Origin of the sequence: Alteromonas sp. DY56-G5 (assembly GCF_041414725.1) — a bacterium.
GTDB lineage: Bacteria > Pseudomonadota > Gammaproteobacteria > Enterobacterales > Alteromonadaceae > Alteromonas > Alteromonas macleodii.
Window position 1 is genome coordinate 1 of sequence record NZ_JANHZQ010000070.1, and the last position, 15,253, is coordinate 15,253.

Below are 15,253 nucleotides of genomic sequence, written 5' to 3' on the forward strand. Positions count from 1 at the left end.
GAACACTCCGAATTTCACTATGCCTATTAGATCAAAGCCCCAGACTTTCGTCTAGGGCTTTTTCAACAGTCTGAAATACCCGCTATAAAGCGGGTATTCTCGATTGGTAAATTAGCTTGCTCGCGCGGGCTCCAGTTCGGGGTGCGTGTTCTCTACGTGATGCTTCTCTCGCACAGGTTTTACAAGTAAGTTAGCAATAAATGCCAATACCAATAACCCAGCCATTGCATACATAGTGGTATTGTAGAGCGTAGAGGTTGGGTCTACCGTTCCGGCTGGCGCAATTTCCAGCAAACGTGCAACCGTTACCGTTTTAGCTTCTACCAATTTTTGCAAGTCAGCCATTGGCGCACCAAACTTACTTGCAAACGCGGCAGGGTCGACTTTTGCCGCTAAATCGGCAATTGCATTTTCTACTGACATATTGCGCAAATAAGTAATAGCAAATGGCCCTAATACACCGGCTGTAGACCATGCTGTTAGCAATCGGCCGTGAATGCCGCCTACATGTAAGGTACCAAACAAATCTGCCAAGTATGCAGGAATGGTTGCAAAGCCACCGCCATACATTGTGAAAATTATCATTGTTGCAATGTAGAACCCAATTAACGCGGTGGTGTTCCCCATTCCAGCCCAGAATGGGATAGACAAGTAAAGCAGCGTACCTATTACGAAAAAGCAGTGGTAGGTATTCTTTCTGCCAATGTAGTCAGACGTAGAAGCCCAGAAGAAACGCCCTACCATGTTAAATACCGAGATCATCAATACATAGGTACCCGCAAAACCTGCGGTAACAATGGCTAAGTTTCCAAAGATCTCATTGATCATGGTCTTGGCTACACCAATAACGCCAATACCCGCGGTGACATTGAAACATAATACTATCCAAAGCAACCAAAATTGAGGTGTTTTAAGGGCTTGATCAATATGGACGTGATTTTTCGATACCATTCCTTTCGATGATGCTTCAGGTTTAGGCTGCCAACCTTCTGGTTTCCACCCCTCTTTCGGTACGCGATACTGGAAAGACGCAAACATCATTACAATAAAATAAGCGATACCAAGGGTAAGGAAAGTCGATGCCGCACCAGTTTCGCCCGTACCAACGACATAAACACCGGCTTCGCCACCGAACGAGGCCGCTTGATTTGCAGAGGCAATAACCACTTCTACTTTTCCTGCTGCCGTCTCTGCAAAACGACGCCCTTCTTCGGTAACCAGCGCAACCATGTTTTCTGCACCTAAGTATTCTGGCGCTCTTTGAAAGGTTTCAAGCAGTGCACTAATAAGCGGAGCGCCTATCATTGCACCTCCACCAAAACCCATAATTGCGAGGCCTGTCGCCATACCTCGTCGATCGGGAAACCACCGTATGAGTGTTGAGACCGGTGATACATAACCGAGCCCAAGCCCGAAGCCGCCGAGTACGCCGTAGCCCAAGTACAGCAGCCAAAGTTGATGGGTAGAGATACCTATCGAACCAACAATAAAACCACCGCCCCACAAGAAAGCCGCAACCACGCCTACAAAACGAGGCCCTACTTTCTCTAGCCATTTACCCGCAAATGCGGCAGCTAAACCAAGGCAAACAATAGCCACTGAGAAGATCCAAACAACCGAAGATAAACTCCAATCGTTAGCAGAAGACGCAACAACGCCCAAGTCTCGAGTTAGCGGCGTGTTGAAAACTGACCACGCATAAACAGACCCGATACAAAGGTGGATTGCGATAGATGCTGGCGGAACCCGCCAGCGGTTATAGCCATCTGGTGCGACAATGTTTTCTTTGCGTAAGAAAGCAAGCGCCCCCGTTCCTGAAGTTGACATACATTTTTCCCCTACATGTATTGTGCGCGTTTCTATGCCGCTTTATTACTGGGGGTGTATGGCTCCCATTATTGTATTAAATCAAAGGTATAGAAACGAAGATGTGTACGTAAGCCAGCGTTATCCTGACCTTTTGTTATACTTAAGTATAACGACACTGTCGCGCAACTTAATTTTTACTTAACGTTTACATATAGAGTAAGACTTTAGTCTTATAAAGACAGTTGCTCTACCTTTGTGGCAGAGCAACAAGCGAAATGGATACTACTATTTTGCGGGTTGTAAATCTGAATCTTCTGCAGTTTCTGCTTTTTCCACGTCACCTTCAATCTGTGCTTTTTGCATGTTAGAGATGTTGTTAATCAATAACCAAGTAACTATGGCTAGTGGAATGGATAGGACCTCAGAAACCTGCGAAACCAGATTAACATTCATTATTTCGGAGATTTCTTGTGCCCTTCTGGACATACGAAAAACGACCTGTCCAACCACACTGTTGGCGATCCAGAAAAACCACCATATGCCTAAAATAGGGCCTGCTTTTTCTAACTGCCAATTGTTAGGGTTTTGGCTGGCTTGCCAAATCTCTTTCATCGCTTGATAAGGTTTCCATAACGACACAATAGGAATGAAATAGAAACCTATCGACCAAGCAGGTGTAAACGTCATATCTTTAGCGCCTAAATAACGCGCATTTTGGTTTGACTGATAAATCCATTTAAGAATTAAGGTGCCGGAAATGATAAACACCGCCAAATACGAAAAAGCAATTATCTGCTGCCTTTTGTCATTGGACTCAGCGTCTGCAACGGCCATTTCTTGATTGAAATAAACGCCATTTTGAAAATCTGTTAGAAGTTGATACTCCATTAAGTTGGAACCAATGGCTATAAGCGCTAAAGCCACCTGTACGTACAATAAATACTTTATCCACGTAGTGAGGCGACCAGGCTCCTTAAATTCTACGTTATTTTCCGACATCTCCATTTACCTCTTTCCCCTTACTACTGCGTAAGCGTTATCTTTTGTTAATTGTTATCTGTATTGAGTTAGTTACTGGTTTATTTACTGCCTAGGTGAACTAAGCTTTATTAGCTAATAGTTCCTGTAGCGCTTTCGGCAGTATCGCTTGCGCACTCTTTGTTATGCGAGCCTCATTCTTTTGCCACCAAATTCCCGAATATACGACGCCTAAACCGATCGCTGATAGCGCTACAGGGAAAAGCCAACTATCTTCAAAAACGGTAGAAGCAAGATGACCTAAATATAAACAGCATCCCAAAGCACCAAATATGACAAAGACACGTCGAACCAACAGAGCACCAGCGCCAATCATGGCAAGGTTTATACAGAAATAGACAAATTTAGACAGTTCGCTGTCTGAATCTTGGCTGGTAAGGCCGCCCCAAAACGCTAAAACACCGAAAAGATAAAGCCAAAACGCGTAATCTGCTGTGTTTCGTGCTCTGATGTCCACCCAGAACGCCAATAGCGTCATCAACGCGCCAAAGTACATCGACACAAGTGCTCGGAATTGCCACGTGTAGCTGTTCCATAAGTCCTCATGGTCAATAACGAGCATCACAGCGTCCATACTGATATACCAGAGCGTTACCGCAATCGGCATTATTAAGAACGGGTATTTATATCGCCATGCTACGACAAGTCCAGTTACTAGCGTTCCAAGTTCCATATATAACCATAGCCATTTAATGCGGTGGTGAAACTGGCGAAAAACCGTATTGTCGTCGGGCCATAGCCCTAGCCATTGCTCCGCACCGTAGATAGCAATTGGCGTTAAACAAACTACGAACGTGGCACAGATCCCTGCTGGTATTATTAAATGCTTACGCGCAAAGGAATTGGCAAGCTTTGAGCCCACGCCAGCATAAAGCATAGAGATAAACACGATGCCGGCACCACCAAATTGCTCCCAGCCTAAATTCATAAATAGAGTCATGGCGCCAATTGCAATAAGGCCACCTAAGTAGTACAGAATATGGGTGAAGGTAAAAGAGGGAGTATGCTGATTTTCTTCTTGAAAGAAATTGTACAGAGCAATGCCCTGTTGCTCGGAGATGATATTGTTAGCTACTGCTTTTTGAATACTGGCTTTAGATACTTCCATGTACTTCTCTAAATAAGCTTGAAGAGCTGAAGATTATTACTTTACTTTGTTATGGGTAAAAAGCCAGCCTAATAGAAGTTACTCGCTTCCTTTCTCGATATCTAGTTCCGCTCTATCGATTAGCGTAAAATAGTCTTCATCAGCGTAAAGCTTTAAAAAGATAGACATTGTGATGCTTGTCATGTCATTTGCCGCCTCTTTAAACCCAGTATTAACGTGAAGATCAAAGCCCGTTGGCGATGCAGAATCCATGAACTCTTGAAGTTCAGTGAATTCTTTTATTGCGTCGGCACTTAACCCTAAAATATACTCAGTTCGCGCTGGCGTTTTACTCAGCCATCCTGACTCGGCCGGCAGTGTTTTTTCTGAAATAACCTCAAGATTATACTTAAAACTTCTTTCTTGCTCTGAGGAGCTAACACCCAAAGTAAGCCAGGTGCTTTCTGGCTTTATTTCGGCAGGCTTGTCTAAGTGAATCTTCGTAAGTAAATGATTGGGGTCAAGTTCAACAAATTTCTCCTCATCAAATGAGCGAAACTCAAGCATTGTTGCAATAGGTATATTGGCGCAACTAACTACAAGCAAAGTTAATGAAACAACCAGTAATTTTTTGATACTTAACAACAGCGGCTTCCCTTCATTGGTTATTACAAGACATGTTCTAGCCATTCTATACAGCTTTCGTCGTTTCTTTTGCAAAAGCTTTTTCAGATTTATTCCACGTTAAGTGACCAAAAGCGAGCCCCGCAATGGGAAAGATGATCATCGCAATGGCGAGTTTCCCCCAGACATTTTCGGAAGGCTCGATAAACGCCATAAGTAATGACCATAATAAACCGGTAGAGACTCCCCAGCCTAAAACGCCATAAACTAGAACGAAGCGCTGCTTTCCTTTTTCTCTTATGCTCGCCCACTTTTCTAATTTCATCGCAGATATCCTTTTTCAATACTAAGCAATCATCGCAAGACAGACAAAAACCACCACAAAGCTTAGAAAACCAACAGCAACGGTCCTTCCCTCATCACGACCTGCTCTTGGGTACTTGCCGAAGGTTAGCAATTTAATCACCACATGGCCCGTGCCCTTCAAAACGAATTCCATAAAAGCGTCTATGATAGTCCACTTTATTACTCGAAGTATAAAGCGGCCCAGCGGTTCAAATACTTCTTCCATAACCTTTACGCTCTTTAAACTAAAACCTGTTCTATAAAAAGCAACAACCACATTGCAAGAACGGCAACGAAGTTGATAGTAAACACCAAACCACGCAATCTAATATTGTCTGTAAATATTTGTACAAGACTATGCAGCACCCTGCCAATAACAAATACCCACGCAAGGGAGACTTGTGAATTGCTAATTGGCTCACCTAAGGTAATTAGCAAGGCGCAAACAGCGTGAAAAAATAACGGCCATTCAAACTGATTGCTCAGATTCGCACTTACTTTAGGCTGTATATCAGCAAACGGGTTTGAACCATCTTTGTTTTTCCCTACTCCCCATACCGAAGGCGCGCGAGCTAGCGTGAGAAATACGTAGAGCAATGCACAAAGAAAAATGTGCATAAACATAGGGGTTATTAAATTAGACATCTTGGCTTAATTATCTCGTTGTTATCAAATTTCGTCAGCTATCAACGCTTGCTCGTTGGGGTAATCAACTATGAGTCTTAAGTACTGAAGCGCTGAACCTCCTAGTGCGCCATCAATGCGCCTATCCATCATCGAAGACATAAATTGGTGGAAACTGCTGTCTGGTCTTCTTGTGAACCAAACTGGGCCAACGGTTTTATTGCCAATTTTTATATACGGAATACGAATCATGGGTTGATGAGAAAAATCACAGGCATCCTCAATCACTAACCATTCCGGGTGAGACTTAACCCATTCATCGAATATTGAAGCGACAATGAAAGAAGTCGCAACCTGACCACCTTTTAGCCCTCCTTTTTCCATCGCTTCTGTCGATGGCCATGCCGAAGCACCTGAATCTAATAACATCGGAATCCTTGTGTCATTAACTGAGATGTCGATACTTGGAAAAGCCATTGTATAGCTTCCATCCATGCCCTTTTGAAATCCCAAAGGAACCGTCGAAAACTCAGTTGATGTAGGAGTTTCATCTAGCACTTCTATTTTTTTCTCAGAGTAATTAAAATCTATTATTTTTTCAGCATGCCACCGTCCGCCTAGCGTTCCGTCGCTTTTCGTGGTCGAGCTAAATTCTTCGGATGGTACTACTTGTAATTTTCCAGCCCACCAATTATTCAATCCCGCCAAGGGAATTGACGCTTCTGGATCAAACGGAGGCATATCGGTAACCTCAATAACCCCATTTTCAGATTCTTTTTGACTTATCTCCCAACCATATTTTTCGCTAAGCTCCCGTGAGATCGCATTCCAACCACCACCAGTATCAGTAAAAAATGTCAGGGTAGTTCCGTCCGCGAGCTTAGGTTTTAGGTAAATTAAGTTATTCTTAAATTCGCTGGATAATTCTTTAGAAAAACAAATAAAAGGGATTGATAAGATCAAAAACGATACTAAATGCTTCTTCATTGGCCTTCCTTTGGCGTTGTTTTTTATTTTTTCTTGGGCAAAAAAGTAAATTCTTCTAGAACAACATAATGTCTTTGAACGCAATATTTAACATCAATAAAACAACCGAAGCGGTTCCTAAGGCCTTTTGCATATTAAGTAATTTAATTTCGGGTTGGGGTCTAGATTTAAAAGCCTCAGTAGTATAACTCACAACCTCTTTCAGACCTTATTCATTAAGTAACAAGATATTATTGATGTTATTTAGCACCTTGTATCTGCTTGACACTGCTTATAAACACTTCTGGCGAGTCAACGCCCAAATATATCGTATGCTTACCATTAATTGGTGCATACAGTTTTATGCCTACATTCGGTACGCCGGAATAGTTGAAACGTTTGACACCAGAAGCACGCCCTACAAACCTTGAGTGAGCCTCGATTTTATCTATGTTAGATACGGGAATATGAAGTGATGGATATAGCCCATAACGAACTATTATTTTGTTTCTATCAATCGAAATTGGGCGCTTAGCTACCGCTTTATACTCAGCAAAGAAAAACACTAATCCGAATAACGTAAGTCCGGTTACAACATTTGCTGCAGAACTAGACCAGGTAAAATGGAGCACTAGATGCATAAGCGGAAGTTCCATAATCATTAATGCTATAAAGCCGAGAAGATTACTTTGAGCACCGTCTTTTTTGTCGTAGTAGAAATGCTGAGTTCCGTTATAGGCTCTACTTTTTATATGCGACGAAAAGAAAGCAAAAGCCCACATACGACTTTCGAATTGAAGTAAGTTAGAAAAAACTGAGCGTCCGAAGACTCTCTCTATGGGTTTCTGAAGTGCTACATCCGGATCTTCATTTTTCGCGAGTAAAGCTTTAAATGCCAACAAGACAGTGATGAATGTTGAAAATTCCAACAGAAGAATGGTTGCCAAAACCACGTAACGACCACCTTCAAGGTAATGGAAAATTACTTTATTCTGTTCTGGGATTATTACACTGCCAATAAAGATAGCGGTACAACACAAAATTGCTGCTTTCAAACTCGCTTTTTGCTTATTTTTTTCAACGAAAAGACATAACACCGGTAAAACTATTAAGGCGTCGAGCATAAAGAGCCACTCAAAATTCGCCGCGCCCATATTATTTATTTCGCTAGGTGACGAATAATATATCCCCCACCCCACAGAAATAAGAAGCAAATAAAGGAGAGGAACTTGATTTGTAATTTTTGAAATCATTTATAATTCCTTAGTTAGGCGGTTATTTACTTTGCTCATGTTTCCAAAATTAAACACGCCCCAATTTATAGAGACGCCTCACCAAGCTCACTATCTATTCGTTTTCTGCTTTTCTTAGTATTTTAAAAATTCGGCTAATTGTGATTTCAGACAAGTTCCATTCGTAACCGTCAAAGTCAGTGGTATTGATAAATTGGACGACCACGGTATCGAGGTCTTTGTCATATTCTGCAAGGCTCTGGTAACCGATAACCAAGCCTCCATGTCCGAACACATAAGGGTAAAGTTCCGCTTCGCCTTCATTGAAAATAGCGCCGTTGTTTAGCGCTCGTAAGAACTTACCCACATCTTCTGCTGTCGCTAGCATACCGTAGTCGCGCGCCTTAACATCTTCCTTGTAACCAACGTAATAGCCGCTCATCACGTCGTCCATATTAACTTCGCTCAATGAAAAATAGGTGTTGCTCAATTCAGGCGGAAGCAAAACGTTTTGCTTAAGGTACTCGTGGTGACTGTACCCCAAAACCTTATCCATAATCTTGCGAAGCAACAGATAGTTCGTGTTGGAGTACTCATACCCATCACCTGGCTCAAAACTCGCCGGAAGATCTAGCGCAAAGTCGAGCGCTCGCTTGCTGTTTTCCGGTTCGTTTTCCCAGTAGGCAGCATTATCAGTAAAGTTAGGGATTCCTGACTTATGCTGCACCATCATTTTAAGCGTTATTTTTTCTGAATGCTCAATTCTGTCTTTGAGTTCGGGTAAATGATCAACGAGTAAATCGTCTAGGGATAGTCGCTGTTCTCGCGCCATTTTGGTGATAGCCACAGCAATGTACAACTTACTGATACTGGCAATTTTAAATAAAGAGTCGGGGGCAGCGGGTATTTTGTTATCTCTATCTTTCCAGCCTGCTGTGTAAAAAGCTGGAGGTTTTCCCGCCTGATCCACGTAAACAATCATGCCGTCAAAGCCATGGCTAATTGCCTCATCAACTTGTTCTTGTACTGTGTGTGGCAAAGGTAGGATCCAGGCTTTAACCAATATCCACGGAACGAAAAACAAGGAAACAATAGTACTGACTAGCAGAAGAAGCCTGATAATGGCTGTTCTTCGGTTCTTCGTCATTTTACCCTGCCCTTAAAGATCATCTTGTAACACTATCATTAGGTGTACGCCAACTTATTGCAACCGAAAATACAATTGTTACCTAAACGGCTATCGAAAATGAAACTTACTCATGGTACTTTCGAATTACAGCAATCTTACCGTTCTCTATTTCTAGTACTTCCATCATTACTTGACTGTATTCAATAGGCTGGTTGTTTTGCGGATGCACGCCCTTGGCATAATTCTTATACCTGATAGCAATAGCAGAATGATTAAATGTAAAAACATCTAACAGCTCAGCACTGTATTCTGTATGTGCGCCTAAATAGAACGTCATGCCCTCTCTCATTTGCTCCTTACCGTCAGGTAATCGCGTATCGTCTATCACCCATGGCAAATGTGAATGACCAACATCATCCGCGAGCAAATTTAAGTGATTTTCAAGCTCAACTTTTGTCGCGCCAGGGGCCTGAGTAGCAACCATTGTGTCGAAGTACTGTTGGGCAAGCTGCTTAAGATCTAATTTAATATCTTCAGCCGATACCGTAGCTGACACTAGAAGTGATAATGCAAGAAGTAGATTTTTTTCACTAGAAACTCCGTTTCACCTATTTCATATATTAACGAATTTGCCTAACTTGTCTCGGTTGGGACATTTTGCGTAATCATCTTTTTATGACCATGGTAGCTATCATAAAACTGCTTATGTGCCGCATAAGAAAATGTATCGTTTCTTTCTGAATATTGCCCAATCCAGTAAATAAGCATTGCTAAGTTGTCATCTTGGGCTTGCTTTGTTTTGTATTTATGGGGCTCCCAAGGTCTCGCCTTTGCGTTTGAAATGCAGGTTTCAATGGATAAGTTCATAAATATAATTTCAGTAGACTGCTGTTCTACAGTTTTTAGTAAGTCTGTATAGCAGCCTTCAATTACCCATTTGTCGTTAGAAGAAATAAAAGCCTTTATCTCTTCTTCAGACTCATCAATAGGCTTTCGCTCAGGAGTGCTAGTAGGTTTCCACGCTAATGTATCTAGATCTAAATGAGCCAAACCTTGTGTTTTGCATAAATGCTGTGCCAGCGTAGATTTTCCAGAACCAGAGTTTCCAAATATTAGAATTTTTGCCATAGCTCTTTACCTAATGTAACCCAGTAGATGGGCATTACTTACCCGCTTCGAGTATTGGAAGGCCAGCTTCAGTTGGAATATAGATGCGTTCACCATTTCCATCTTGAAGACCTTTGATCCAGACGTAGCGAAGGTACTCTTCATTGCCTTTAAGCGATTCGCCAATAATCCTATTAGCTTCAGCAGCGGCTTTTGCACGCTCAATATCAGCGAGTCCCTCGGCTTTAGCTTGTACAACTTTAGCCTCACCTTCTGCTTGAGCCAGTGTGACTCTGGCTTTCGCCTGCATCAACGCTGCTTGCTCTCTAGCCTTGGCTTCTTCAATAAGTATTTGCTTGCTCCACTCTGCTTCTTTCAGTGCAGCAATACCATCCATTTCTTTCTTATAGACTTTATATTTTGGCCAACCCCAAAATAATGCCGCAATAATTAAAACAATCGATACCACCAAAAATACTAGACTTCCAAAAGCTATAGCATGTCTATTTGGGTGCATTTTCTCTCCTAATTTTTATTGATATTTATTTTTATAATGTGAGGCACGTGAAAGTGAGCTTTATAATTCGAGACTATAACTCTAGGTCTTTAAGCCATCATTTCACTTCATATAAGCAAGGCTATACGCCTATCTCTGTCTTGTTATGTATACAACTTTTCCACGAAGTACGTTAAACCTAACGATACTAAAATAAAGGAAGCATTAATTAACGCGCGAACAGGCCAACTTACATGGCCATATGAGATCCCTGCCCCTTTAGAAACTACAACAATCAAACCCATTAATCCAAACCAAGGGGTGAAGAATAAAGTCGTTTTCAGCTCGACGATTGATACCGCTAAATCGTGAAGCGCCCCGCTAACAAGAAATGTAAGAAAAGTGGCTAACGAAATTGGAAGAAAATTCGCAAGTGGACGCATAACATTGCGCGATAAGTAGTAACCCCAGATTGGGTTCCAATAGTGCCAAAACACCGGAAAAGACGTGGCGCCAAAAGAGCGCGAAAGCATGTTTGACATGGAGCCACTTGATCCCAATGGAACCCCATTTCTCTTTTTAACATATTGTGCAAGTGAGAGTTTGCTTTTCATGGTGATTCCGTATTTCCACAAATATGCCTGTCTTTTTTAGTCTTCAATCAGCACACTCTCTTTTGCGAAAATAGGATAATGTAGAAACAGAATCGCAATGAGCATATGTTTAAGCATAACTTTCCTTGTTGTTGTGATCTGGCTAGACACAATGACTCCCTGTAAAAGTGCTAGCCCCCGCATTTTCGTGGGTTAACTTTTTCAGCCACCGGAGTGCCGGCCGGAGTCCATTAATAGTTTGTTAAATACTAAATCATTTTGGAGGCTAGCATGAACAAATGAGCCTGCCTTATTTAGTCTTCTCCATCCGTGAAACAAATATGCCTGTCTTGTTTAGTTGTTTCAAAAACCACTTAACTTTCCGATAACGGGCGCATACATGAGACGCAAACATGCCTGTCGTGTTTAGTCTGATTTGCCTCCACTGGCTTATGAAAAGCTAGAAGAATTCAAACGAAAATCTGTCTAGTAAAGTCTGGTCGATTCACTTATGCCTGTCTTATTAGTCTTGCTACCAGATGCAAACCGTTGTAAAAAATATGACTGTCCTTTTTAGTCGGAAACAAATATGCCTGTCTTGTTTAGTTATTCGGATTATAAGGGAACTTTTACCGCATGATCCCATAAACTAGTATCATATAATAAAACTGAAACTTCGCTTGGCTCTTTAATTAACCCTCCCGAAATACCTTGTTGAACAAGAAATCTCGACGCTTCACCTTTGTTATTCATACCTTCGACAATATCTTCATAAAACCTATGGCCACCAACATCAAATTCCTCATCATCAAATCTATCATTGTAGAACGCTTTCGCAACCGAAATCACATGGGGATCATCATGTTTTTTGATGCTTTTCGAATAGTAAATAAATGATTTACCGTCTAATTTAGACTTTGGAAATTTATAAATATGGTCGATAGAGTTGTTGTGTGACCTTGCGTTATTTTTCTCTGTTGAAAAATAAATCCCCCAACCGTATTTGTTGGATACTTTACCTATTTTAGAGTCGTCGAAATCAGTAAAGCTTGCTGTTGGTGAATGCCAAAGAAACTCTTCTTCATTCTTTTTAGTTTTTTTAAACCACATGAACATCGGCTCCAAAGAACATAACGCCCGCCTCAACGAGCAAATTTTGCTGGCGGCAGTTTTGCCGCGCAGCGCAAAAGTGGTGACAGTAAAATTTGTCCGTTGCAGGCTCTTGTTATGCGGCTGCTTCATCTACTGCTTCTTTTACCGCAGCCATATAGGGGACTATAACGTCGATATAAGCCTTGAGATCGCCAAATGATACATCTGCGGCTGTATCATTATGATGAACAATATTATTTCTTTTGGTAACTATTGTATTTATTAGATCCTTGTTGCTTTCAAAGTTTTCCTTTTTAGCTAAGTCAATTCCTAGCAACTGAAATAATTTCAAAGTTCTATATGGATTGGCGGAAATTTCGTTCGCAATATCTTTTTTTGTCACAGGCAGCGATATATCACTGTAATTCAAGTGTTTATCCTTTATCCCCGTAGCAAGCCTCCAATGCAGAAAATTGTGCGGAATTTGCGCAGAAACAACTCGACTTGAAATGGATTGACTATGTTTAAACGCAACATCTTGTAAAAATGCTTCTAGATAACTACAAACACTTATTAAATAGGACTTCACAAAAAAATTAACATTATCTATAAATAGGATATCAGGTTCATCGCAGAGTACACGTTGTTCAGAAATCTCAACCACTTGCTTTAATAATTCAAATTGCTCTGAGTACTGCGTAAACGGGCAAGAACTAGTTGATTGCATCATCTAACAAAGGTCTCCATAGATTTCTTCGTCTTAGAATTGATGTTTTTTTCTGTAAACCACCTGAAAGTGTGCGTCTAAACTCATCACTTGCGCACAATTCATTATATGCAGTTTTAATCTCTTCTTTTCTCTCTAAGATTATTTGCTCATCTAATAATCCTACTGTAACCATAAGCAAATCATAGTGGACCATGCCTTGTTTTGGTCTATCGCGTGTTACATCAGAGAACAACCCCTCCCCAAAGACATTTTTACAATTGTTTATAGCGCTATGAAATTTTGAGCGCAGCTGGGTGATTTCATCTTCAGCCGACTCAAAATTTTGCTCCATGTAACTGTCAAGAAAATCACTTAAAACATCGTTAAATTCGGCTAGCTCAAGATCACTAGAGAATGCCAAGAACCTCAACACCTGTTCATCAGGCTCTCGATTATCACGAACCTTGCCACTTCCATCCACAATACCAAAATTCTTTATTTCATCTGTTTCAGCTAATTCGACGAGGAGGTCGTCAAGAGCCCCGGGGTAAATGGCATGCCTAATTTCTTGCGGGCTTAACTGGACGGCGCCCTGATTTAGTCTCGCGAATATTTCTCTAATTAGTTTCTTGGGATTTTCCTTACGAAGAACAATGCAACGAATTGTTGTGGACTCTAATTCGGCTTGTAAATCGCCAAGTTCTGAGAATTTTTTTCCCTCTAACTCTTTAAATGTTGTCATCCCCTCCAAAGCAAATTCATCGTTAAAAAATCTAGTTATAGTTGTTAACCTTTGCACACCATCAATAACTAACTGCTTTCTATTGTCATCTTCAGCGAAATAACACGAGGGAAGTGGAATTCGCATTAGGCATGATTCTATAAATTTCGACGCTCTTCCCCAACCATCCTTGTCCCATTTATATTTTCTTTGAAACTCTGGGTTCAGTATTGTCTTAGGATTATCGGAAGTGATTCTTGAGACTAATGTTTCAAACGGATAATCAATTGGGTATAGATTTAACGTCTTGTCTTGAACTTCTTCACTCATTTTTATTCCTATATTTTGTAAATTGTCGATTTCTTCGCATAACGCTCGCATTTGCGGCTGATTTGGAGCGCAGCGGAAAACCAGTCCGACAACATGCGCTTGTTATGTTAATACCCTACCTACTTTCCTGTTATAGGTAATAGTACCGGTACTTCAAACTGAATCCTGCTCACTGAGCTATTTTGCGAACTATTGGAATTTGCTGAAGATACAGATATAGAGCCTACAGAACCACCATCATTTGCTGATGTTTGTTCTTCAGCAACTGTAACAGCAACATCGAACTCAACCTTTTGTAATGGAACACCAGTTTCTCGGCAGTATGCATGGCCTTCAGTGTTGCTGTGAAATCTTGCGGTAATTGGGTTAACTTTAGCATTTTGAGTATTTCCATACTCTTGTGCAGCCACGACCCCTTTTATAATTTGCTTTAACGTTTCCGAAACAAAATCATCGAGTTTCATAATTTACCCCAATAAAGAAACTAAAAAAGAACCGATCGACGCAATACTACCTGCATTAGGCAGCCCATTTAAAAGAGTTTTAACTACCGCTTTGCTTGGCTTGCCACTTTCGACTTGAGCTTCAACTGCATCAATAACTTCATAGGAGGCCAATTGCTCTTCTTCAGGAAGACATAGTCTATCAATTTCGTTACGTAAAGCAGCGATATGCTCTTGAAGTTCAGGATTTAAATTTACAATATTGACCGAGTTATCTGTAGAGTGTTGGTTAATTCTATTGTTTGTGCCGGATATATTGTAAGTAATATGTTGGACAGCTGCTTTTGCTTCAGGAAGACCGAGTTTGATAACATCCATTTGGTACCCAGCAGGAATACCATGGAATTTTTCGTGAAAACCCGGATCGATAACTTTGTATGTTTCTTCTGCACCGTTACTCATTGAACGCTGAATTAAGTCACCAGTCTCTATCAAAATATCAGAACGCTGAATAAATATCTTATCCTTTTGAACGCTAGATTTGATATCCGAAATTATTACTCCGTCTTGTTTTAGCACTTTCACGATGTCATTCATTAGATCATCAAATGGCATTTTTCGAACTCTCCTTGGTAACTTAACAGCGTACTCGCCCCCAAACCGTCATGCTATTCCACACAACTTTCGGGAAAATTGTCCTTGTATTTATAACTACAATAAACCACAACCAACAGAAAAATAAAGAAAAAACGCAATACTTTTTATCACGCGCATATTAAAAGCACCATATCAGCGCACAGACGCCACGACTGCTTTTCGCTCGTCCCCAAAAAAACATCGAGTAGGGTGAGGCGTCACCGCCTCATCCCTCTCACAGAACCGTACATACGGGCCTCGTATACGGCTCA

General features: G+C 41.1%; 19 protein-coding genes. All 19 read right to left on the reverse strand.

The features are described from left to right. Positions 1 to 111: 111 nt before the first annotated feature. Positions 112 to 1,827, reverse strand: a complete 1,716-nt coding sequence (locus NO989_RS20520) for an OFA family MFS transporter (RefSeq protein ID WP_014976513.1) — start codon at positions 1,825 to 1,827, stop codon at positions 112 to 114. Between the two features lie 267 nt (positions 1,828 to 2,094). Then, positions 2,095 to 2,808, reverse strand: coding sequence for a DUF4328 domain-containing protein (locus tag NO989_RS20525; RefSeq protein ID WP_371343126.1), 714 nt, complete (start codon positions 2,806 to 2,808; stop codon positions 2,095 to 2,097). Between the two features lie 100 nt (positions 2,809 to 2,908). Continuing rightward, complete coding sequence (locus tag NO989_RS20530) at positions 2,909 to 3,955, reverse strand: DUF2157 domain-containing protein (protein WP_156086402.1); 1,047 nt, start codon at positions 3,953 to 3,955, stop codon at positions 2,909 to 2,911. 78 nt (positions 3,956 to 4,033) lie between these two features. Beyond that, positions 4,034 to 4,624, reverse strand: coding sequence for a hypothetical protein (locus NO989_RS20535; RefSeq protein ID WP_231506472.1), 591 nt, complete (start codon positions 4,622 to 4,624; stop codon positions 4,034 to 4,036). Between the two features lies 1 nt (position 4,625). Beyond that, positions 4,626 to 4,883 carry a hypothetical protein gene (locus NO989_RS20540; protein ID WP_156086401.1) on the reverse strand — a complete coding sequence of 86 codons (258 nt, stop codon included), beginning with the start codon at positions 4,881 to 4,883 and terminating at the stop codon, positions 4,626 to 4,628. A gap of 21 nt (positions 4,884 to 4,904) precedes the next feature. Then, a complete protein-coding gene (locus tag NO989_RS20545) occupies positions 4,905 to 5,129 on the reverse strand; it encodes a hypothetical protein (RefSeq protein ID WP_156086400.1) in 225 nt (74 codons plus the stop codon). Between the two features lie 14 nt (positions 5,130 to 5,143). Next, entirely contained in the window at positions 5,144 to 5,548 is a 405-nt protein-coding gene (locus NO989_RS20550; protein WP_156086399.1) for an MAPEG family protein, read from the reverse strand. A gap of 24 nt (positions 5,549 to 5,572) precedes the next feature. Then, positions 5,573 to 6,514, reverse strand: coding sequence for a hypothetical protein (locus NO989_RS20555; protein WP_156086398.1), 942 nt, complete (start codon positions 6,512 to 6,514; stop codon positions 5,573 to 5,575). A 239-nt stretch (positions 6,515 to 6,753) separates the two neighbouring features. Further along, positions 6,754 to 7,746 carry a hypothetical protein gene (locus tag NO989_RS20560; RefSeq protein ID WP_156086397.1) on the reverse strand — a complete coding sequence of 331 codons (993 nt, stop codon included), beginning with the start codon at positions 7,744 to 7,746 and terminating at the stop codon, positions 6,754 to 6,756. 94 nt (positions 7,747 to 7,840) lie between these two features. Then, a complete protein-coding gene (locus NO989_RS20565; RefSeq protein ID WP_061485830.1) occupies positions 7,841 to 8,872 on the reverse strand; it encodes a serine hydrolase in 1,032 nt (343 codons plus the stop codon). Positions 8,873 to 8,978: 106 nt separating this feature from the next. Further along, positions 8,979 to 9,410 (reverse strand): hypothetical protein, encoded by a 432-nt coding sequence (locus NO989_RS20570; RefSeq protein WP_061485829.1) that lies wholly within the window; start codon positions 9,408 to 9,410, stop codon positions 8,979 to 8,981. A 77-nt stretch (positions 9,411 to 9,487) separates the two neighbouring features. Then, positions 9,488 to 9,982: an AAA family ATPase gene (locus tag NO989_RS20575; protein ID WP_156086396.1), complete on the reverse strand. Its 495-nt coding sequence runs from the start codon at positions 9,980 to 9,982 to the stop codon at positions 9,488 to 9,490. Between the two features lie 34 nt (positions 9,983 to 10,016). Then, positions 10,017 to 10,478 carry a hypothetical protein gene (locus tag NO989_RS20580; protein WP_061485827.1) on the reverse strand — a complete coding sequence of 154 codons (462 nt, stop codon included), beginning with the start codon at positions 10,476 to 10,478 and terminating at the stop codon, positions 10,017 to 10,019. A 143-nt stretch (positions 10,479 to 10,621) separates the two neighbouring features. Beyond that, positions 10,622 to 11,071 carry an MBOAT family O-acyltransferase gene (locus tag NO989_RS20585; protein ID WP_061485826.1) on the reverse strand — a complete coding sequence of 150 codons (450 nt, stop codon included), beginning with the start codon at positions 11,069 to 11,071 and terminating at the stop codon, positions 10,622 to 10,624. Positions 11,072 to 11,665: 594 nt separating this feature from the next. Then, positions 11,666 to 12,292 (reverse strand): hypothetical protein, encoded by a 627-nt coding sequence (locus NO989_RS20590; protein ID WP_061485825.1) that lies wholly within the window; start codon positions 12,290 to 12,292, stop codon positions 11,666 to 11,668. Then, a complete protein-coding gene (locus tag NO989_RS20595; RefSeq protein ID WP_061485824.1) occupies positions 12,276 to 12,872 on the reverse strand; it encodes a HEPN domain-containing protein in 597 nt (198 codons plus the stop codon). Before NO989_RS20595 ends, NO989_RS20590 begins: the two co-directional genes overlap by 17 nt. After that, positions 12,856 to 13,902, reverse strand: coding sequence for a DUF262 domain-containing protein (locus tag NO989_RS20600; protein WP_061485823.1), 1,047 nt, complete (start codon positions 13,900 to 13,902; stop codon positions 12,856 to 12,858). Before NO989_RS20600 ends, NO989_RS20595 begins: the two co-directional genes overlap by 17 nt. 119 nt (positions 13,903 to 14,021) lie before the next feature. Continuing rightward, positions 14,022 to 14,366: a hypothetical protein gene (locus NO989_RS20605; protein ID WP_061485822.1), complete on the reverse strand. Its 345-nt coding sequence runs from the start codon at positions 14,364 to 14,366 to the stop codon at positions 14,022 to 14,024. A 3-nt stretch (positions 14,367 to 14,369) separates the two neighbouring features. Further along, positions 14,370 to 14,960 (reverse strand): hypothetical protein, encoded by a 591-nt coding sequence (locus NO989_RS20610; protein ID WP_061485821.1) that lies wholly within the window; start codon positions 14,958 to 14,960, stop codon positions 14,370 to 14,372. Positions 14,961 to 15,253 lie beyond the last annotated feature (293 nt).